Genomic DNA, 19505 nt, shown 5'->3' with positions numbered 1-19505 from the left:
GAGCACCAGGCCGGAGGCGAGCCCCCCGAGGCCGAACCGGCCCTGGGCGAGCAGCGCGTAGCAGAACAGGAAGCTGCCGAAGCCGACCGAGAACGGCACCAGCGCCGCCAGCCCCCGGCGCAGCCCCGGCAGGGACAGCACCGCCGGTGCCAGCAGCGGTGAGCCGCCCCTGTCCGCCAGCGAGCGCTCGACCCGGACCAGCGCCACCGCGGCGCCCGCGGCGACCGCGAGCAGCGACCACAGCCACAGCGGCCGGCCCGGTTCACGGCCCTCGACGACCACGACGAGCAGGCAGATCATGCCGGCCCCGAGCAGCAGGGTGCCCAGCGGATCGAAGCCCGGCCTGTGGTCCGCCGCGGTCGCCGGAACCCGTCGCACGGCCGGCAGCGCCGCCGAGACGATCGGCACGTTGATCGCGAAGATCGCCCGCCAGCCGAGCCCGGGGATGTCCAGGGAGACCAGCAGGCCGCCCAGCACCTGCCCGGCGACCGCGGAGAGGCCCGCCGTCGCGCCGTACAGCCCGATGGCCCGGGCCCGCGCCCGGCCCTCGGTGGCCGCCTGGATCGTCGCCAGCACCTGGGGCACCAGCACGGCGGCCGCCGCGCCCTGCAGCATGCGGGCGGCGACCAGGAACCCGATCGTCGGCGCGAGGCCGCACAGGCCGGAGGTGACCGTGAACGCCGCCAGCCCCCAGGCGTACAGCCGCCTGCGCCCGAAGGCGTCCCCCAGCCGTCCGCCCAGGACCAGGCCCAGCGCGTAGGTGAGACCGTAGCCGGAAACCACCAGCTCCAGCGCGGCAGGACCGCTGTGCAGGTCCGCGCCGATCGCGGACAGTGCCACGTTGACGATGAAGACGTCCATGTTGGACAGGCCGTATCCGGTGAGCACCACCGCGAGGCCGGCACCGGTCAGCCCCGGCGCCGCCGGGGCCGCCCGCACCGGGGAGGAGGGCGCGGGGGCCGGTCCGTCGGCGGGGAGCGTCCGTGGATTCTTCACCATTGTCCACAGCAGGCTAAGCGGGGCGAAAGAGTCAATCAAGCATTTATATAAGTTCGCGATATGTTTACGGGGTGACTTCTACCCAGCGCTCCGGTCACGGCACCGACCTGGCCGTCGGCGACCTCACCCGGGCGATCGAGGACTTCAACCGCTACTACATCCGGCTCCCCGTGGTGCAGAAACTGCCGTTCACCACGCTGTCCGTGCTGGACACCCTGGTCCAGAGCGGCCCCAGGCGGCTCACCGAACTCGCCCGCGCCGAGCAGATCAGCCAGCCCGGGCTGACCCAGCTGGTCACCCGGCTCGAACACGACGGACTCGTGGAGCGCCGCCGCGATCCGACGGACGGCCGCGCCGTCCTCGTCCACCTCACCGAGCGCGGCCGGCAGATCTGCCAGGCCCGGCACGAGGACCGCGGCCGCCATCTGCTCCCGCTGATCGCCCAACTGACCGCCGAGGAACAGCAGTCGATCGCCGAGGCCCTGCCCGCCCTGGTCCGCCTCGCGGACCTCGGCCGCCAGGCCGACAGGGCCGGCAGGGCCGGCGAATAGGAGCCGGGCCGTCCCGACGACCCGCCCGTCGCCCGCCCGCGGGTGACCGGACGCGCCGCCGGGTCCGACGGACGCCGGTGGCCGTGCCGGAGACCTCTCGGCCACCGGTGGTGTGCGAGTGATTCGACGGAGGCGGAGTCCCTCAGAGGGCGCCGAGATCGGCGGTGACGGTGAACGGCGCGGCAGTCTTGATCACGCCGGTGAACATCTCGCCGTCCCGGTAGGTCCTGGTGGCGGGGTCGAGGACGTAGGTGTAGACGATCGGGACGCCGGTGGCGGCCTGTTCAATGCGCCAGTAGAAGGGGATGCCGGCCTTGGCGTACTGGTCGACCTTCACGATCCGGTCGGTGGTCTCCGAACCGGGCGACACGACCTCGACGACCAGGAGCACGTGCTCGGGGCGGGTGGGCGTGAGGTCGATGGTCTCCGCCCGGTAGACGATGACGTCCGGGCGGCGGTTGGTGAGCGGAACGTCCTGCAGGCGGACGTCGAAGTCCGTGTCCGCGTTCCAGTCCGGGCCTGCGGCGGTGTCCAGGGCATTGGCCAGGATCCGGGCCGGCCTGTTGTGCCGCTTGGAGGCGCTCGGGCTCACGACGACCATCCCGTCCACGATCTCGATGCCGGAGCACTGCTCCTCGGTCCAGGAGTCGTACTGCTCCGCGCTGATCTGCGAATGCATCCAGTCGGGGGCGATCATCTCCGCGGTCACGGCGTACCTCCCTCACGTGGCCGACGATTCCGTACTGCTCGGTACCAGCTTACTGTTCCCACGAGTCCGCAGACGGGCTCGAAGCCCGCCTTCCACACGATTGACCCGAGGCGAACCGGTGTCTCCATGTGAAGCCGCATGGGTGTGAATCGGTCGAGCAGCGGGCCGGCTCGCGGGCTGAGCCGTCCGGGGTGCGGCAGCGTGAGAGCCTGGGGCGTATGAACCGGTTGGCTGGCGTGACCTCGCCTTATCTGCTCCAGCACGCGGACAATCCGGTCGACTGGTGGCCCTGGTCGACGGAGGCTTTCGAAGAGGCGCGGCGCCGGGAGGTGCCCGTGCTGCTGTCGGTCGGATACGCGTCGTGCCACTGGTGCCATGTGATGGCGCGGGAGAGCTTCGAGGACGAGGCGACGGCGCGGCTGATGAACGAGGGCTTCGTCAGCATCAAGGTGGACCGCGAGGAGCGCCCTGATGTGGACGCGGTCTACATGGAGGCCGTCCAGGCGGCGACCGGGCAGGGCGGCTGGCCGATGACGGTGTTCCTGACGCCGGACGCCGAACCCTTCTACTTCGGGACGTACTTCCCGCCGGAGCCGCGGCACGGCATGCCGTCCTTCCGGCAGATCCTGGAGGGCGTGCGGACCGCGTGGCAGGACCGGCACGACGAGGTGGCCGACGTCGCCTCCCGGATCAGTGCCGACCTGGCCGAACGGAGCATCCGGCTGAGCGGGGAGCCGCAGCCCCCGGGCGCCGAGGAGATGGGTGCCGCGCTGCTCGGGCTGACCAAGGACTTCGACGCGCGGTGGGGCGGGTTCGGCGGCGCGCCGAAGTTCCCGCCGCCCATGGTGCTGGAGTTCCTGCTGCGGCACCACGCCCGCACCGGCTCCGAGGGCGCGCTGCAGATGGCCTCGGCGACGTGTGAAGCGATGGCCCGGGGCGGCATCCACGACCAGCTCGGCGGCGGGTTCGCCCGCTACTCCGTGGACGCCGAGTGGGTCGTCCCGCACTTCGAGAAGATGCTGTACGACAACGCGCTGCTGTGCCGCGTCTACGCCCACCTGTGGCGGGCCACCGGTTCGGAGCAGGCCCGCGACGTGGCCCTGCGGACGGCGGACTTCCTGGTGCGCGAGCTGGGCACCGCCGAGGGCGGGTTCGCCTCCGCGCTGGACGCCGACAGCGACGACGGGCACGGCGGCCACGCCGAGGGCGCCTACTACGTGTGGACCCCGGCGCAGCTCACCGAGGTGCTGGGCGAGGCGGACGGCGAACTGGCCGCCGAGTGCTTCCACGTCACGGAGGAGGGCACCTTCGAGGGCGGCGCCTCGGTGCTGCAACTCCCCGACCGGGAGAGGCCGCTGCTGGACGCCGACCGCTTCGCGTCGGTCCGGCGCAGGCTGTTCGAGGCGCGTGCGGAGCGTCCCCGGCCGGCGCGCGACGACAAGGTCGTCACGGCCTGGAACGGTCTGGCGGTCGCCGCCCTGGCCGAGACCGGGGCCTGGTTCGGCCGGCCCGACCTGGTGGAGGCCGCCGCGGGCGCCGCCGCGCTGCTCGCCGAGGTGCACACCTCCGACGCGGGCAGGCGCCTGGTGCGCACCTCGCGGGACGGGGCGCCGGGCAGCAGCGCCGGGGTGCTGGAGGACTACGGCGACGTGGCGGAGGGCTATCTGACGCTCTATGCGGTGACCGGCGAAGCGGAGTGGCTGACCCGTGCGGGCGCCCTGCTGGACACCGTGCTGGAGCGGTTCGCCGGTGCGGACGGCGCCCTCTTCGACACGGCCGACGACGCCGAGCAGCTGATCCGGCGCCCCCAGGACCCCACCGACAACGCCGTGCCCTCCGGCTGGAACGCCGCGGCCGCCGCGCTGCTCACCTACGGCGCCTACACCGGGGAGCACCGCTACCGGGAGGCCGCCGAGCGGGCCCTGGGCGTCGTGCGTGAACTCGCCGCGCGGGCGCCCCGCTTCCTGGGCTGGGGGCTGGCCGCCGGCGAGGCGCTGCTGGACGGGCCGCGGGAGGTCGCCGTGGTGGGGGAGGAGCCGGGCGGCGCGCTGCACCGGGCCGCCCTGCTGTCCGGCGCGCCCGGCGCGGTGGTGGCGGTGGGCACGCCGGGTGCCTCCGACGTCCCGTTGCTGCGGGACCGGGGGCTGGTGGACGGGAACCCGGCCGCGTATGTGTGCCGCGGCTTCGTGTGCGCCGCACCGGTGACGGATACCGAAGCGTTGGGTGCCGCCCTTGGCGACTAGCCGGTCGCGGGGTCGCCCGCCGCCGGGCCGGGTGGCCGTGCCCCGGGCGGTCGCGGGCCGCGCGGCCCGCCGGGCCGGGGCCGCCTCTACAGCGTCAGGCCGCGCTCCAGCACGCCGAGGGCGCGGGTGACCAGGGCGCGCAGGTCCTCCAGGGTGCCCGCCATGCCGGTGTCGGCCCAGGAGTACAGGGCCTCGGTGAGCGCGGCGAGCATGGCGCTGGTCACGATCCGCAGTTCGAGGTCGTCCTCGGCGCGTCCGGTGCGCTCGGCGAGGGAGCGGCGCAGCAGCCACGCGGTGTCGGCGGAGTGCTCGCTCATCCGGCCGCGCAGTGCGGGCACCTCGCGGATGAGGCGGATGCGCAGCATGGTCTCCTCGGCGTCGGCCCGGTAGATGCCCGTCAGAGAGGTGCACAGGGCTTCGCGCAGGGCGGCGACGGGCGGTTCGCCGGGCGGGCGCTGCCGCAGCGCCTCCTCCAGCAGCGGGTCGTACTCGTCGGTCAGGACGATGTCTTCCTTGGTGGGGAAGTAGCGGAAGACGGTGCTGGGGGAGACGTCCGCCTCCTCGGCGATCCGGTCCACCGGCGTGGTGTCGTAGCCCTGCTCCTCGAAGAGCCGGTAGGCGGCCCGCCGGATGGCCTGGCGGGTCCGGATCTTCTTGCGCTCGCGCAGCCCCGGTCTGGCCGGAGGGGCACAGGGGTCCGCGGCGGTGTCGTCGTCGGCTTCTGCGGGTGCGGGGGCCATGGATCTCATTGTCATGCATCGTCCGCTGACAGGACCATCTCCCGGAAGCCGCCGGTGCCTTCGTCCCGGGGGCGCCGTTGTCGACGGGGTGGCGCACGCCTCCGCAGCTGCCGGCGGCGCGGTGTCCGCACGGCACCGTGTCACTCCGACGGGCCCGGTTCGTGACAGTGAATGACGATTGGCAGCTGCTGACAACCCAAGGGAAGGGGTGTTCGAGGATCCCCCCGAGGGTCCCCGAGGTGAGGGAAAACATAGGGCGCCCGGTCAACACCGCCCGTAGGCTGACGTCATGCAGGTCATCCAGTCGACGAAGCTCGCCAACGTCTGTTATGAGATCCGGGGCCCGGTCCTGGAGGAGGCGACGCGGCTGGAGGCGGCAGGGCATCAGATCCTCAAGCTCAACACCGGCAACCCCGCCGCGTTCGGCTTCGACTGCCCGCCGGAGATCCTCGAGGACATGCTGCGCAACGTCGGGACGGCGCACGGCTACGGCGACGCCAAGGGCCTGCTCTCGGCGCGCCGGGCGGTGGCGCAGCACTACCAGACGCAGGGCATAGAGCTGTCGGTCGAGGACGTCTACCTGGGCAACGGGGTCTCCGAGCTCATCCAGATGTCGATGCAGGCGCTGCTGGACGACGGGGACGAGGTGCTGGTGCCCGCGCCCGACTACCCGCTGTGGACCGCGTCGGTCTCGCTGGCGGGCGGCACGGCGGTGCACTACCGGTGCGACGAGCAGTCCGACTGGATGCCCGACCTGGCGGATGTCGAGCGCAAGGTCACCGACCGCACCCGCGCGCTGGTCGTGATCAACCCGAACAACCCCACCGGCGCGGTCTACGACGAGGAGGTCCTGCGCGGCCTCACCGACATCGCCCGCCGCCACGACCTGGTGGTGTGCTCGGACGAGATCTACGACAAGATCCTCTACGACGGCGCCACCCACACCCCCACGACCCTGGTCGCGCCCGACCTGATGACGCTGACCTTCAACGGCCTGTCCAAGTCCTACCGGGTCGCCGGGTACCGCAGCGGCTGGCTGGCGGTCTGCGGGCCCAAGGCGCACGCCGCGAGCTACATCGAGGGCCTGACGGTGCTGGCCAACATGCGGCTGTGCGCGAACATGCCCGCGCAGCACGCCGTCGCCGCCGCGCTGGGCGGCCGGCAGTCGATCGAGGACCTGGTGCTGCCCGGGGGGCGGCTGTGCGAGCAGCGCGACGCGGCGTACGAGCTGCTGACCGACATCCCGGGCGTCAGCTGTGTACGGCCCAGGGGGGCGATCTACGCGTTCCCGCGGCTCGACCCCAAGGTGTACAAGGTCAAGGACGACCGGCAGATGGTGATCGATCTGCTGCGCGCCGAGAAGATCATGATCGTGCACGGCACCGGGTTCAACTGGCCCGAGCCCGATCACTTCCGGATCGTCAATCTGCCGAGCGTCACGGAACTCCGCGACGCCGTGACCAGGATTGGTCGCTTCCTGGACGGATACAGTCAGCCGTGACCGGGTGTGACCGTTCATGGCGAGTTCGATGAACGAAGGACAAACTTAGACGCTGTCCAAGTTAGGATGGCCTTCTGGAACATCAGGAGGCCATCCATGTACGAACCGATCCGCACCAAATCGGTCCACACCGCGGCCGAGAGCACCCGGTCCGGCCTGCCGCGGCGCACCCGCGAGGAGGAGCTGGACATCCGCCTGGCCGGACATCTGACCGCGCTGCTCACGGTGACGGACGAGCTGCGGGTGCTGACGCCGTCCTCCGCGCTGGACACCGCCGCCGCGCAGCTCGCCGCGCACGCGGCCCGGCTCTCCGGCGGCCGTGCTCCGCTGCGGGCCGCGCCGTCCGCGGCGCGCGCCGAGGCCGGTCATGTGGCCTCCCTGCACGCCCGGGCCGGCACCCTGGCGGGGAACGCCCTCGCCGTCGCCACCTCCCGCGGCGACGAGGAAGTCACCGCACTGGTGACCGAACGCCTCGCGGCCCACACCGCGGCGGAGGCCCTCCCGGTGTAGCCCGCTCCCGGTGCCGGGGGCGGGCGTACCGCCTCCCGGCAGCGAAGGGGCCCCGGCCGGGTGGGGCCGGCGGGGTGCGCGCACCCCGCCGGCCCCACCTGCGGGATCAGCCCAGACGCTCCACCAGGGAGCGGTACTCGTCCCACAGCGCCTTGGGGGTGTGCTCGCCGAAGGTGTTCAGGTGCTCCGGCACGAGCGCCGCCTCGTCCCGCCAGACCTCCTTGTCGACGGCGAGCACGAAGTCGAGCTCGGCGTCCGAGAGCCCGAGCCCCTCGGTGTCCAGGTCCTCCTTCTGCGGCAGGATGCCGATGGGCGTCTCGACCCCCTCGACCTCACCGTTCAGCCGCTGGACGATCCACTTGAGCACCCGGCTGTTCTCGCCGAAGCCGGGCCAGACGAACGTGCCGTCCGCGTCCTTCTTGAACCAGTTCACGTAGTAGATCTTCGGCAGCTTGGCGGGCTCGGCGTTCTCCCCGACCTCCAGCCAGTGGGCGAAGTAGTCGCCCATGTTGTAGCCGCAGAAGGGCAGCATCGCGAACGGGTCGCGGCGCAGCTCCCCGACCTTGCCCTCGGCGGCCGCGGTCTTCTCGCTGGCGACGTTGGCGCCCAGGAAGACGCCGTGCTGCCAGTCGAAGGACTCGGTCACCAGCGGCACCGCGGTGGCCCGCCGGCCGCCGAAGAGGATCGCCGAGATCGGCACGCCGCGCGGGTCCTCCCACTCCGGGGCGATGATCGGGCACTGCCCGGCCGGGACGGTGAACCGCGCGTTGGGGTGCGCGGCGGGGGTGCCCGACTCCGGCGTCCAGTCGTTGCCCTTCCAGTCGGTGAGGTGGGCGGGCGGCTCGTCGGTCATGCCCTCCCACCACACGTCGTTGTCGTCGGTGAGCGCGACGTTGGTGAAGACCGCGTTGCCCCACAGCGTCTTCATGGCGTTGGCGTTGGTGTCCTCGCCCGTGCCGGGGGCGACACCGAAGAAGCCGGCCTCCGGGTTGATGGCGTGGAGGCGGCCGTCCTCGCCGAACCGCATCCAGGCGATGTCGTCACCGATCGTCTCCACGGTCCACCCGGGGACGGTGGGCTGGAGCATGGCCAGATTGGTCTTGCCGCAGGCGGACGGGAAGGCGGCGGCGACATACTTCGACTCGCCGCGCGGCGGGGTCAGCTTGAGCACCAGCATGTGCTCGGCCAGCCAGCCCTCGTCGCGCGCCATCACCGAGGCGATGCGCAGCGCGTAGCACTTCTTGCCGAGCAGCGCGTTCCCGCCGTAGCCGGAGCCGTAGGACCAGATCTCGCGGGTCTCCGGGAAGTGCGAGATGTACTTGGTCGTGCTGCACGGCCACGGCACGTCCGCCTCGCCCGGGGCCAGCGGGGCGCCCACGGTGTGCACGGCCTTGACGAAGAAGCCGTCCTCGCCCAGTGCGTCCAGCACCGGCTGTCCCATGCGGGTCATCGTGCGCATGGAGGCGGCGACGTACGCCGAGTCGGTGATCTCCACGCCGAGCGCGGAGAGCGGGGACCCCAGCGGGCCCATGCAGAAGGGGACGACGTACATCGTGCGGCCGCGCATCGCACCGCGGAAGAGGCCCTGCTCCCCGGCGAAGACCTCCTTCATCTCCGCGGGGTCCTTCCAGTGGTTCGTGGGGCCCGCGTCCGCCTCCTTCTCGGAGCAGATGAAGGTGCGGTCCTCGACCCGGGCGACGTCCGACGGGTCGGACGCGGCGTAGTAGGAGTCGGGGCGTTTGACCGGGTCGAGCTTCTTGAACGTGCCCTTGTCGACCAGCTCTTCGCACAGGCGCTCGTACTCGGCCTCGGAGCCGTCGCACCAGACGACGCGGTCGGGTCGGGTCAGCTCGGCGATCCCGTCGACCCAGGAGAGCAGTTCCTGGTGGCGGGTGGGGGCGTCCCCGGGTTTCGAGGTGGACGGGTCGGACGGGGTCGAGGTGAGGGGAGCCGCAGAACTGCGCGCCACGATCGCTCCAGACGTTGAGGGTTGGGTACCGACTGCCAGCGCGCCCCTTGGGGGCCGCGACCCGGATGCTTTCGTGGCAATATGTAATTCGCTCATCCGGTGCCGCTTGTGCTCATCTGATCATGCGGTGCGAGGGCTTCGTCTGTCCAGACGGACGGTGTGTGGTCGTCGACACGTAGGGTTCTCCCCTGTGCCACACAGGGTCATACCGGCTGCCCACGGGCCGTAACCTACGGAGGCGTAGGTCGTGAAGGTGTCGTGGGTACGATGTCCTGATGACTGACTCCGCGTCCCCGTCCCCGGAGCCCGCCGCTGTGATCTCCCCGCCTCCCGGTGCCTCGTCGTCCCCCGAAGCGCCCTCCACCGCGGCCTCTTCTCCCGCTTCTCCCTCTTCCGCTCCTTCTGCCGCCGCTACTTCCGTGTCCCCTTCCGCGTCCCCCTCCGCGCACTTCTCCGCCGCCAAGCTGTCCGCTTCGGCACACTCGGCGGCCCAGGTCATCAAGCCCAAGCTGCGCGGCTGGCTGCACCTGGGCATGTTCCCCGCCGTGCTGGTCTCCGGCATGTTCCTGACCGCGCTCGCCGACAGCATGCGCGGCCGGGTCGCCTGCGCCGTCTACACGCTGTCGGCCTGCCTGCTGTTCGGAGTCAGTGCGCTCTACCACCGCGGCGACTGGAGCCCCCGGGTCAACGCCTTGTTGCGGCGCCTCGACCACGCCAACATCTTCCTGATCATCGCGGGCACCTACACCCCGCTGACGATCCTGCTGCTGCCCGACGGGCGGCGCGACCTGCTGCTGTGGGGGATCTGGATAGCGGCCGGCCTCGGGATCGCCTTCCGCGTCTTCTGGGTCGGCGCCCCCCGCTGGCTCTACACCCCCTGCTACATCGCCATGGGCTGGGCCGCGGTCTTCTTCCTGCCCGAGTTCATGCGGCAGGGCGGCATCGCGGTGATGGTGTGCGTCATCGTCGGCGGCCTGCTCTACAGCGCGGGCGGCATCATCTACGGCATCAAGCGCCCGAACCCCTCACCCCGCTGGTTCGGCTTCCACGAGGTCTTCCACTCCTTCACCCTGGCCGCCTTCGTCGTCCACTACGTGGGCATCTCGCTGGTCGCCTACCAGCACGCGTAGTCCCCACGAGGGCGGCGGAGATCACGCATCATGGGCGCAGGAGGTGAGCGGCCGTGACAGTCATGGATGACCTGCTGGAGCGCGGAGCCGTCCCCGAGGGCTACAAGGTCGAGATCTTCGACGGGGAAGTGCTCATGACTCCGCGGAGTCCGGAGCAGTTCTGGACCGTCTCCGAGGTGCAGGCGGCGGCCAGGGCAGTCGGCATCTCCCGGGAACGGGTCCTGGGTGACGTGCTGGTGCGGTTCCCCGGAGAGAACGACGCCGCGCCGGACCTCGCCATCGTGGCGGACGCTGCCGGGCGCCACAAGAACAGCTACGACTGCATCGACGTTCTCCTCGTCGTCGAGGTCGTTTCCCGGGCGGACGACGACAAGGACTATGTGCGTAACGTCGCCAAGTACGGCCGGTTCGGTATCGAGTGCTATGTGATCGCAGACCCCTTCAAGCGGACCTGCACCGTGATGTCCGAGTCGCATGCAACGGGCTACTCGAAGGTGCGCGAGGTCGCATATGGGGAGACCGTCACGCTGTCCCTCACCACCGGCGAGCGGGTCATCGTGGACACCTCCGAGTTCCCGGTGCGCAGCGCCGAGGCGTGACCCTCACCCCGCCCGCCGTACCGCCCGTCCGGCGAGGACATCCGTGCGGCGGCCGTCCGCGATGACCGGCTGCCCGGCGACGAGGACGTGCGGGATGCCGGCCGGCAGGGAGCGCGGCGCCTCGAAGGTCGCCGTGGCCGCGACCGTGTCCGGGTCGAAGAGCACCAGGTCCGCCTGGTAGCCCTCCCGCACCAGGCCGCGGTCGGGGAGGCGGAGGCGGGCGGCCGGGCGGCCGGTGAGGTGGGCGACGCACTCCTCCAGGGAGAGGACGCCCAACTCGCGCACGTAGTGCCCCAGGTAGTGCGGGAAGGTGCCGTAAGCCCGCGGATGCGGCTTCGCGCCCTGCAGGATGCCGTCGCTGCCGCCGGTGTGCACCCGGTGCCGCATGATCGCCCGGACGTTCTCCTCGTGGCCGACGTGCTGCAGGATCGTGGAGCCGAGCCGGTCCTCGACCAGCAGCCGCAGCGCCGTCTCCCACGGCTCCCGGCCGTGCAGCGCGGCGGACTCGGCGACGGTGCGGCCCACGTGGTCGGCCAGCGCCGGGTTGCCGACGCCCGAGATCTCGATCGTGTCCCACTCGATCGGCACCCCGTGGCAGCCGTCGGCGCCCTCCACCTCCATCACGTGCCGGATGCGGGCCGCCGTCGCCGGGTCGGCCAGCCGCGCCGCGGTCGCCTCGGGGCCGCCCTCGTTGGCCCAGCTCGGCAGCATCGCGGCCAGCGTGGTGCAGCCGGGGGTGTAGGGGTAGGTGTCGAGTGTGATGTCGGCGCCGTCCGCGAGCGCCTCGTCGAGCAGGGCCAGCAGCTCCGGGGCCCGTCCCCGGTTGACGCCGAAGTTCATGGTGGCGTGGGCGAGGTGCAGCGCGCACCCGGCCTCGCGGGTGAGCGCCACCATCTCCGCGTAGGCCTCCAGTGCACCGGCGCCGTAGGAGCGGTGGTGCGGGCAGTAGTAGCCGCCGTGGGCCGCCACCACCCGGCACAGCTCGGTCAGCTCGGCGTCCGAGGCGTACATGCCCGGGGTGTAGGTCAGGCCGGACGACATGCCCATCGCGCCCTCCGCCATTCCCTGGGCGACCAGGCGCCGCATGGCCGCCAGTTCGTCCGCGGTGGCCGGGCGGTCCTCCCAGCCGGCGGCCAGCATCCGGACGCTGCCCTGCGGGATCAGATAGGCCGCGTTGACGGCCGTGCCCTGGCGGTCGATGCGGTCCAGGTAGCCGCCGACCGTGCGCCAGTCGAAGTCGATGTCCCTGCCGTCGCCGTTCCAGCCGGTGATCGCCTCCCGGATCGCCGCGAGGGTGGTGTCGTCGGTGGGCGCGTAGGACAGCCCGTCCTGGCCGAGCACCTCCAGGGTGACCCCCTGGGCGGCCTTCGCGGTGTGCTCCGGGTCGCGCAGGATCGCCAGGTCCGAGTGCGCGTGCATGTCGATGAATCCCGGCGCCAGCGCGAGTCCGTCCGCGTCCAGGGCGCGGGCGCCGTGCAGCCGCGGTCCGCCTTCCGGGGAGATCCGTGCGATGCGTTCCCCGCTCAGTGCGACGTCCGCGCGGTAGGAGGGGGCGCCGGAGCCGTCGATGACGCGGGCGCCGCGGATGACCGTGTCCATGGGGTCACCGGCCTCAGAAGAAGGTGCGGATCAGGTCGGTGACGGTGCCGTCGGCGTCGACGACGGGGATCGCCTGCCACTTGTCGAAGATGGTGCAGGGGTGGGACATCCCCAGGCCCACCCATTCGCCCACCTCCAGCGCTGTCCCTTCCTCGACCCGCACCCGCGCGTGCTGGTCGTTGAGTCCGGTGACGGCGAGCCCGGTGGCGGGGCGCACCGTGCCGTCGGTGCCGCGTACGGCGTGCGGCTGCGGGAGTTCCAGGTCGTAGGCGGCGTCCCGCTTGCCCGCGTTGAGGAACGCCTGCCCGGCCTCGGGCCGGGAGACGACCTGGGTCCACAGGGTGAAGGCGGCCTGGAGGGCCCCCTCGTCGGGGTGCCGGTTGAACGGGGTCAACCGGTGGTAGTGGCCGTCGTCGTGGGAGACGTAGGCGCCCGAGCGCAGCAGCTTCAGCACGGGCGCGGACAGCTCGGGCAGCTCGGCGAAGGCGTCGGCGACCGCGTCGAACCACGCGCTGCCGCCCGCGCTGACCACGATCTCCTCGGCCTCCGCGAAGTGGCCCGCCGCGTCCAGTGCCGCGGCGACCTCGGCCAGCTGCCGCAGCCAGCCGCGCACCGCGACAAGGTCGGCGTCGGGCACCTCGCCCTCGTACCCGGCGACGCCGACCAGCCGCAGCGTCCCGGTCGCGGCCACCGCCTCGGCGACCGCGGCGCACGCGGCCTGGGTGCGGGCCCCGGTGCGTGCTCCCGCGCCGGCGCCGAGCTCGACCACCACCTCGACCGGGCGCCGGGCCCCGGCGCCGCGCAGGGCCTCGTCCATCAGCGCGACGCCCTGTGGGGAGTCGACGTAGCAGACGAGGCGGAAGTCCGGATCGGCGTCCAGTTCGGCGGCCAGCCAGCGCAGCGCCGCCGCGTCCACCAGTTCGTTGGCGAGGAAGATCCGCGGTGCTCCATAGGCGCGGGCCACCCGCACCTGGTGCGGGACGGCCAGCGTGATGCCCCAGGCGCCGTGCTGGAGCTGGCGGGCGAAGAGCTGCGGTGCCATGGAGGTCTTGCCGTGCGGCGCGAAGGCGAGGCCGTGGCGCGCGGTGTAGTCGGCGAGCGCGGTGAGGTTGTGCTCCAGGCGCTCCGCGGAGAGGGCGAGGACCGGGGTGGTGAAGCCGCCGGTGAACAGGGAGCGGCGTTCGGCGGCCAGTTCCCCGAGGGTGCGGTCGGCGGCGTTCGGGGGCAGCCCCTTGAAGCGGTGGTCGGCGGGCTCGTCGGCGAGGCGGGCGGCCGCGGCGACGGCCCGGGACGCGGCGGATCCGGGGGAGGGGACGGGGGCTGCCATGCGGTCTCCCTGTGCTCGCGGTGTTGCATATCTTGCAACGACCATTGCGTATGACGCTTGTTGCTGTCTAGCATCCCGCCGAACAGCCGGTCAATGGAGCCGAGGGTCGCACAGCGCCTCCCGCACAGCCCCTCCCGCACCGGCCCGGCCGCCCGGCGAGACCCCGCAGCGAGGAGCAGATCCCATCGTGACCACCACCGCCGACATCGACGTCGTCTGCCTGGGCGAGTCCATGGTCACGTTCCTGCCCTCCCGCCCCGGCCCGCTCGCCGACGTGCCCGCCTTCGACCGCGCGATCGGCGGCGCCGAGTCGAACGTCGCCTGCACCCTCGCCCGCGCCGGGCACCGCGCCCGCTGGGTGAGCCGGGTCGGCGCGGACGGCTTCGGCGACCATCTGGTCCGCACCATCGCCGGATACGGGGTGGACACCTCCGCCGTCGAGCGCGATCCCGGGCGGCCCACCGGTATCTACTTCCGCACCGACGGCGAACGCCCCACCGCCGCCCCGCACCCCGGCGTCCCCGACCCCGCCGCGTCCGGCGGCAGCCCGTCGGTGCCCGGCGCCGCCGCCCCGGCGGAGCTGTCCGAAGTGCTCTACTACCGCGCCGGATCCGCCGCCTCCGCCATGTCCCCGGCCACCGTCCCGCCGCAGGCCGTGCACGCCGGGCGGGTGCTGCACCTGACCGGGATCACCGCGGCCCTCTCCGCCGACTGCCTGGCCCTGCTGCGCGCCCTGACCGCGGACCGCGATCCCACCGCGGACCGCGGACCGACGGCAGCGCCTGCCCCGGCCGGAGCGGAAGCCCCGGGCGGCGGGGATGCCGCGCACCGGCCGCTGGTGTCCTTCGACGTCAACTACCGCGTCGGCCTGTGGCACACCGCGGCCGAGTCCGGCGCCGAGGTGCTGCTCGAACTCGCCCGGCGCAGCGACCTCGTCTTCGTCGGCGAGGACGAGGCGGCCGCCGCATGGGGAGTCACCGGCGGCCCCGGCACGGTACGCGAACTGCTGCGCGAGCCCGCCGTGCTCGTCGTCAAGCAGGGCGCACGCGGGGCCACCGCGTTCGTCGGCGACGCACCCGGCGTCTTCGCGCCCGCGCTGGAGGTGGACGTGGTCTCCCCGGTCGGCGCCGGCGACGCCTTCGCCGCGGGCTTCCTGGCCGGGACCCTGCGCGGGCTGCCGGTACGCGACCGGGTCCGGCACGGGCACCTGATGGCCGCGGCGGCGCTCACCGACGCCGGCGACCTGGCCGCGCCGCCCGACCGCGCCGCCGCGGACCGGCTGGTGGCACTGGACGAGGAGCGGTGGGGGAGACTGCGGCTGGGCCCCGGCTGGACGGCGAGCGGGCCCCAGTCCGCAGCCGCCGGACGGCCCGACAGCCCCGGCGCACAGGAGCCGGAGGTGCGTTCCGCATGAGTCAGACCGTCGACCGGGCACTGAGCATTCTGCCGCTGCTCGCCGAAGGGCCCGCCAACCTGGAGCAGGTCGCCGCCCGGCTGGAGGTGCACAAGTCCACCGCGCTGCGGCTGCTGCGCACCCTGCACGAGCACGGCATCGTCTACCGCCAGCCCGACCAGCGCTACCGGCTCGGGACGCGGCTGTTCGCGCTCGCCCAGCAGGCCATGGAGAACCTCGACGTCCGCGAGATCGCCCACCCCTACCTGGCCGAACTCAACGCGGCCTGCGGGCACACCGTGCATCTCGCCGTCCACGAGGAGGACGAGGTCCTCTACATCGACAAGGTCGAGAGCCGCTACCCGGTGCGGATGTACTCGCGCATCGGCAAGCCCGTCGCGCCCACCGTGGCCGCCGTGGCCAAGCTGCTGCTCGCCGACCTCCCGGAGCCGGAGCGGCGCGCCGTCGCCGAACGGCTCGACTACCCCCGCTACACGCCCCGTTCGACGCCCGACGCCGCCGCGTTCCTCGCGGAACTGGCCGCGGTGCGCGAACAGGGCTGGGCCACCGACCTCGGTGGCCACGAGGAGTCCATCAACTGCGTCGCGGCACCCATCCGCGGCGCCGAGGGGCGGGTGGTGGCGGCCATGTCGGTCTCCGCGCCGAACGTCGTCGTCTCCGCCGACGAACTCCTCGCCCTGCTGCCCCGCGTCCGGCGGACGGCCGAGGCCGTCAGCGCCGAGTACACCGGGCAGTCGCCCCATCTGCGGCCCCAGCCGGAGCCGCAGCACCAACCGTCCGCGCAACCGAGCAGCAAGAGAGCCGCACCATGAGCGAGAAGCTTGCCAAGACCGCCCTCACCCCGGCCACCCACACCACGCCGCCCGCGAGGTTCTCGCACGGCGTGCGCAAGGGCAACATCCTCCAGGTCGCCGGACAGGTCGGGTTCGGCCCGGCCGCCGAGGGCGCGGCCCCGACGCCCGTCGGCCCGGGGCTGCGCGAGCAGACCCTGCAGACCCTCGCCAACGTGGCGGCCGTCCTCACCGAGGGCGGCGCCGGTTGGGAGGACGCGATGATGATCCGCGTCTATCTGACGGACACCGCGCACTTCGCGGAGTTCAACGAGATCTACAACGAGTACTTCGCCTCCCTCCAGGAGGCTCCCGCGGCCCGCACCACCGTCTACGTCGGGCTGCCCGCCGGACTGCTCGTCGAGATCGACGCGCTCGCCGTCCTGGGCTGATCCCCGCCGCGCCGGGCTCCCCCCCCACCCCGGCGCTTCCCGCTCCTTCGCTTCTCCCTTCCCTCCCTCCTCCCCCTTCCCTTCCCTTCCCCTCCCCGTTCCGGAGGCCGTGCGCCTCCGGTTCCCCCGCGCCGCCCGCTCGCCCCGCACCCCACCGGTCACCCCCGCCCCGCCCCGGCACCTCCGGGCCGCGGGCGGGCGATCCGGCGTACCCGCGGGGACGGGAACCGGGCCCCCGCGACCGCACCGCCGCGGTCCGGGGCCGGCGCGGAGTCCCCCTCCCAGTACCGGACAACGGAGTTCCCATGCTGCTCGCCGGAGAGGCGGCGCCCCACACGGGCGGCCTGCTCGCGCTCATACCCGGGACCGGGGGCCTGCTCACCGTGGCGGCCCTCGGCATCGTCCTGCTGCTCGTACTGATCATCAAGATCCGCCTCCAGCCGTTCGTCGCGCTGCTCGCCGTCTCCATCGCGGTGGGGCTGGGCGCGGGCCTGTCCGTCACCGAACTCTTCGGCACCGTCCAGAAGTCCGACGCCGTCTCGATGATCGAATCGGGGATGGGCGGCATCCTGGGACACGTCGCGATCATCATCGGCCTCGGCACCATGCTCGGGGCGATCCTGGAGGTCAGCGGTGGCGCCGAAGCGCTCTCGGCGCGGCTGCTGGGCCTCTTCGGGGAGCGCCGCGGGCCGCTCGCCATGGGGCTGACCGGCCTGATCTTCGGCATCCCCGTCTTCTTCGACGTCGGCATCTTCGTGCTGGCGCCGATCGTCTACGCGGCGGCCAAGCGCAGCGGCAAGTCCATCCTCCTCTACTGCATGCCGATGCTCGCCGGGCTGTCCATGACGCACGCGTTCCTGCCGCCGCACCCCGGCCCGGTGGCCGCGGCCGGGCTGCTGGACGTGGAGCTGGGCTGGATCATCCTGATGGGCGTCGTCTGCGGCATTCCCGCCGTGCTCGCCGCCTGGGCGTACGCGGCGTGGATCGGCAACCGGCTCTTCGTGGCGGTGCCGCAGGACATGCTGGAGGCCGCCGAGGAGGCCAAGCGCGCCGTCGCGGCGGAGAAGCGGACGTCCGGCACCCGCGGCACCGGCACCGGCACCGAGGGCACCGGCACCGAGGGCACCGGCACCGGCGGCACCGGCGGCACCGGGTCCGCCGCGGCCGGGGAGGCAGCGGCAGCGGAACAGCCCGTCGCGCTCGGGACCGTGCTGGCCATCATCGGGACCCCGCTGGTCCTCATCCTGGCGGCGACCTTCTCCTCGCTCGCGCTCGACCCCTCCACGCTCCGCTCGGTCATCGAGTTCGTCGGCCACCCCTTCGTGGCGCTGACCGTCGCCCTGCTGATGGCCTACTACCTGCTGGGGCTGCGCCGGGGCTGGAGCCGCAAGTCGCTGGAGTCGGTCTCCACCGCCTCGCTCAAGCCGGTCGGCAACATCCTGCTGGTGGTCGGCGCGGGCGGCGTCTTCGGCGCCGTCCTGCAGGGGTCCGGCGTCGCGCAGGCCCTCGCGGACGTGTTCGGGGACGCGGGGCTGCCGGTGATCGTGCTGGCCTACCTGATCTCCCTGGTGCTGCGGGTGGCACAGGGCTCGGCGACGGTCGCCATCGTCACCACCGCGGGCATCGTGGCACCGCTGCTGGCGCAGAGCGACCCCTCGCAGGCACACCTGGCGCTGGTCATCATGGCGATCTCGGCGGGGTCCATCTTCGCCTCGCACGTCAACGACGGCGGGTTCTGGATGGTCTCGAAGTACTTCGGCATCTCCGAGCGGGACACCCTCGCCTCGTGGACGGTGCTGGAGTCGGTGCTGTCGGTCGCCGGGTTCGCGGTGGCGGCGCTGGTCAGCATCGTCGTCTAGCCCGCGTCCGGCAGCGGCCCGGCCGCGGCAACGCCGCCCGGCCGGACCGCCGTTCGGACGCCCCCGGTCGCGCGTGCGCCCCCGGAATCGGTTCTCCCGATTCCGGGGGCGCTCTTGTGGTGGCTGCCATCTGGCCCAAGAATGCACGGCGTCGGACCGAACGAACCTTCGGTATCAAGAGAGGAACCCCCACCGTGAACAGACCTCTCGCAACCTCCCTCTCCGCCGCGCTCTTCGGCGCCGCGGCACTCACCGGTATCGCCGCCGCACCGGCCGCCGCCGTCGACCACGACACGGCCGCGCACGGCGCGAAGGTGGCGGCGGCGCCCTCCTTCGAGGGCACCGTCGCACTCAGCAACTGCTCCGGCTCGGTCGTCAAGATGCCCGCCTCGCAGCCCGACGACCCGGCGCTCGTGCTCTCCAACGGCCACTGCCTGGAGACGGGCATGCCCTCGCCCGGCCAGGTCGTCAAGGACCAGGCGTCCAGCCGCTCCTTCACCCTGCTGACGCCGAACGGCGGCCGGGCCGGCACCGTCCGCGCCAGCAAGGTCGCCTACGCGACGATGACCGACACCGACGTCTCGCTGTACCAGGTGCGCTCCACCTACCGGCAGATCGAGTCCCGGTACGGCATCGAGGCGCTCGAGGTCGACGCGGCCCACCCCACCCAGGGCCGCGACATCACCGTCGTCTCCGGCTACTGGCGGGAGAAGTACGGCTGTTCCCTCGACGGCTTCGCCTACCGGCTCAAGGAAGCCGGCTGGACGATGAAGGACTCCCTGCGCTACACCGCCGACTGCCGGACCAAGGGCGGCACCTCCGGTTCCCCCGTCATAGACGACGCCACCGGCAAGGTGGTCGGAGTCAACAACACCCGGAACGAGGACGGCGCGCGCTGCACCCTCAACAACCCCTGCGAGGTGGACGAGTCCGGGCAGGTCACCGTCCGCCCGGGGATCGGCTACGGCCAGGAGACCTACATCATCGCGCCCTGCGTGGGCGCGGGGAACCAGGTCGACCTCGACCGTGCGGGCTGCACGCTCCCCAAGCCCTGACGCCACCCGTCCGTGCGGACCGGGGGCTCGGCGCAGGAACCGCGACCACCGTCCCCGCTCGGGGACGGGTCTCCCGCA

The 19505-nt window shown here is 72.6% G+C and carries 17 protein-coding genes; 11 read left to right on the top strand and 6 right to left on the bottom strand.

Going from position 1 to position 19505, the window contains the following annotated elements:
• Positions 1-999 (bottom strand): MFS transporter (locus A949_RS0119320; protein ID WP_019357669.1); only part of this gene is annotated, 999 nt, incomplete at its 3' end.
• Positions 1000-1070: 71 nt separating this feature from the next.
• Here A949_RS0119320 and A949_RS33900 point away from each other — a divergent pair.
• A complete protein-coding gene (locus A949_RS33900; protein ID WP_019357668.1) occupies positions 1071-1550 on the top strand; it encodes a MarR family transcriptional regulator in 480 nt (159 codons plus the stop codon).
• Positions 1551-1692: 142 nt separating this feature from the next.
• Here the strand turns inward: A949_RS33900 and A949_RS0119310 are convergent, their stop codons facing one another.
• Complete coding sequence (locus A949_RS0119310) at positions 1693-2259, bottom strand: Uma2 family endonuclease (RefSeq protein ID WP_019357667.1); 567 nt, start codon at positions 2257-2259, stop codon at positions 1693-1695.
• Between the two features lie 218 nt (positions 2260-2477).
• Here A949_RS0119310 and A949_RS0119305 point away from each other — a divergent pair, with 218 nt between their 5' ends.
• On the top strand, positions 2478-4502 hold the full coding sequence (locus tag A949_RS0119305) for a thioredoxin domain-containing protein (protein ID WP_026004826.1): 2025 nt from the start codon (positions 2478-2480) through the stop codon (positions 4500-4502).
• A gap of 86 nt (positions 4503-4588) precedes the next feature.
• On the opposite strand, the gene A949_RS0119300 is transcribed toward A949_RS0119305, so the two are convergent.
• Positions 4589-5242: a TetR/AcrR family transcriptional regulator gene (locus A949_RS0119300; RefSeq protein WP_019357665.1), complete on the bottom strand. Its 654-nt coding sequence runs from the start codon at positions 5240-5242 to the stop codon at positions 4589-4591.
• A 289-nt stretch (positions 5243-5531) separates the two neighbouring features.
• Between A949_RS0119300 and A949_RS0119295 the strand changes: the two genes are divergently transcribed.
• Both A949_RS0119295 and A949_RS0119290 read left to right on the top strand, forming a co-directional pair.
• Positions 5532-6743 carry a pyridoxal phosphate-dependent aminotransferase gene (locus tag A949_RS0119295; protein ID WP_019357664.1) on the top strand — a complete coding sequence of 404 codons (1212 nt, stop codon included), beginning with the start codon at positions 5532-5534 and terminating at the stop codon, positions 6741-6743.
• Between the two features lie 96 nt (positions 6744-6839).
• Positions 6840-7253: an SCO4983 family protein gene (locus A949_RS0119290; protein ID WP_019357663.1), complete on the top strand. Its 414-nt coding sequence runs from the start codon at positions 6840-6842 to the stop codon at positions 7251-7253.
• 106 nt (positions 7254-7359) lie between these two features.
• On the opposite strand, the gene A949_RS0119285 is transcribed toward A949_RS0119290, so the two are convergent.
• Positions 7360-9222 (bottom strand): phosphoenolpyruvate carboxykinase (GTP), encoded by a 1863-nt coding sequence (locus A949_RS0119285; protein WP_019357662.1) that lies wholly within the window; start codon positions 9220-9222, stop codon positions 7360-7362.
• Between the two features lie 419 nt (positions 9223-9641).
• Here A949_RS0119285 and trhA point away from each other — a divergent pair, with 419 nt between their 5' ends.
• The gene (gene trhA, locus A949_RS0119280; protein ID WP_019357661.1) at positions 9642-10352 is read left to right on the top strand and encodes a PAQR family membrane homeostasis protein TrhA; all 711 of its coding nucleotides are present in this window, start codon (positions 9642-9644) and stop codon (positions 10350-10352) included.
• 62 nt (positions 10353-10414) lie between these two features.
• A complete protein-coding gene (locus tag A949_RS0119275) occupies positions 10415-10951 on the top strand; it encodes a Uma2 family endonuclease (RefSeq protein WP_019357660.1) in 537 nt (178 codons plus the stop codon).
• Between the two features lie 3 nt (positions 10952-10954).
• Here the strand turns inward: A949_RS0119275 and A949_RS0119270 are convergent, their stop codons facing one another.
• Both A949_RS0119270 and A949_RS0119265 read right to left on the bottom strand, forming a co-directional pair.
• Positions 10955-12550 (bottom strand): N-acyl-D-amino-acid deacylase family protein, encoded by a 1596-nt coding sequence (locus tag A949_RS0119270; protein WP_019357659.1) that lies wholly within the window; start codon positions 12548-12550, stop codon positions 10955-10957.
• Positions 12551-12563: 13 nt separating this feature from the next.
• Positions 12564-13877, bottom strand: coding sequence for an alanine racemase (locus A949_RS0119265; protein WP_019357658.1), 1314 nt, complete (start codon positions 13875-13877; stop codon positions 12564-12566).
• Positions 13878-14109: 232 nt separating this feature from the next.
• On the opposite strand from A949_RS0119265, the gene A949_RS0119260 reads away from it, so the two are divergent.
• The 5 genes from A949_RS0119260 to A949_RS0119240 all read left to right on the top strand — a co-directional run bounded on the left by A949_RS0119260 (position 14110) and on the right by A949_RS0119240 (position 19427).
• Positions 14110-15291, top strand: a complete 1182-nt coding sequence (locus A949_RS0119260) for a sugar kinase (RefSeq protein WP_237735861.1) — start codon at positions 14110-14112, stop codon at positions 15289-15291.
• Positions 15288-16103: an IclR family transcriptional regulator gene (locus A949_RS0119255; RefSeq protein WP_019357656.1), complete on the top strand. Its 816-nt coding sequence runs from the start codon at positions 15288-15290 to the stop codon at positions 16101-16103. The genes A949_RS0119260 and A949_RS0119255 overlap by 4 nt, the downstream gene beginning before the upstream one ends.
• Positions 16100-16513, top strand: coding sequence for a RidA family protein (locus tag A949_RS0119250; RefSeq protein WP_019357655.1), 414 nt, complete (start codon positions 16100-16102; stop codon positions 16511-16513). Before A949_RS0119255 ends, A949_RS0119250 begins: the two co-directional genes overlap by 4 nt.
• Positions 16514-16818: 305 nt before the next feature.
• Positions 16819-18372: a GntP family permease gene (locus tag A949_RS0119245; protein WP_019357654.1), complete on the top strand. Its 1554-nt coding sequence runs from the start codon at positions 16819-16821 to the stop codon at positions 18370-18372.
• A gap of 194 nt (positions 18373-18566) precedes the next feature.
• Positions 18567-19427, top strand: a complete 861-nt coding sequence (locus A949_RS0119240) for a S1 family peptidase (RefSeq protein WP_019357653.1) — start codon at positions 18567-18569, stop codon at positions 19425-19427.
• Positions 19428-19505 lie beyond the last annotated feature (78 nt).

The sequence above is a fragment of the Streptomyces sp. AA1529 genome (genome assembly GCF_000280905.1).
Classification (GTDB): Bacteria; Actinomycetota; Actinomycetes; order Streptomycetales; family Streptomycetaceae; genus Streptomyces.
The sequence above is the reverse complement of the archived record's forward strand: the minus strand, read 5'-3'. Positions and strand labels throughout refer to the sequence as shown.

Coding starts and splice junctions, on each gene's coding strand:
- A949_RS0119300 (WP_019357665.1), bottom strand. CDS start 5,242: ATGGCCCCCGCACCCGCAGAAGCCGACGACGACACCGCCGCGGACCCC.
- A949_RS0119275 (WP_019357660.1), top strand. CDS start 10,415: ATGGATGACCTGCTGGAGCGCGGAGCCGTCCCCGAGGGCTACAAGGTC.
- A949_RS0119265 (WP_019357658.1), bottom strand. CDS start 13,877: ATGGCAGCCCCCGTCCCCTCCCCCGGATCCGCCGCGTCCCGGGCCGTC.
- A949_RS0119250 (WP_019357655.1), top strand. CDS start 16,100: ATGAGCGAGAAGCTTGCCAAGACCGCCCTCACCCCGGCCACCCACACC.
- A949_RS0119290 (WP_019357663.1), top strand. CDS start 6,840: ATGTACGAACCGATCCGCACCAAATCGGTCCACACCGCGGCCGAGAGC.
- A949_RS0119295 (WP_019357664.1), top strand. CDS start 5,532: ATGCAGGTCATCCAGTCGACGAAGCTCGCCAACGTCTGTTATGAGATC.
- A949_RS0119255 (WP_019357656.1), top strand. CDS start 15,288: ATGAGTCAGACCGTCGACCGGGCACTGAGCATTCTGCCGCTGCTCGCC.
- A949_RS0119305 (WP_026004826.1), top strand. CDS start 2,478: ATGAACCGGTTGGCTGGCGTGACCTCGCCTTATCTGCTCCAGCACGCG.
- A949_RS0119260 (WP_237735861.1), top strand. CDS start 14,110: ATGGTCACGTTCCTGCCCTCCCGCCCCGGCCCGCTCGCCGACGTGCCC.
- A949_RS0119245 (WP_019357654.1), top strand. CDS start 16,819: ATGCTGCTCGCCGGAGAGGCGGCGCCCCACACGGGCGGCCTGCTCGCG.
- A949_RS0119270 (WP_019357659.1), bottom strand. CDS start 12,550: ATGGACACGGTCATCCGCGGCGCCCGCGTCATCGACGGCTCCGGCGCC.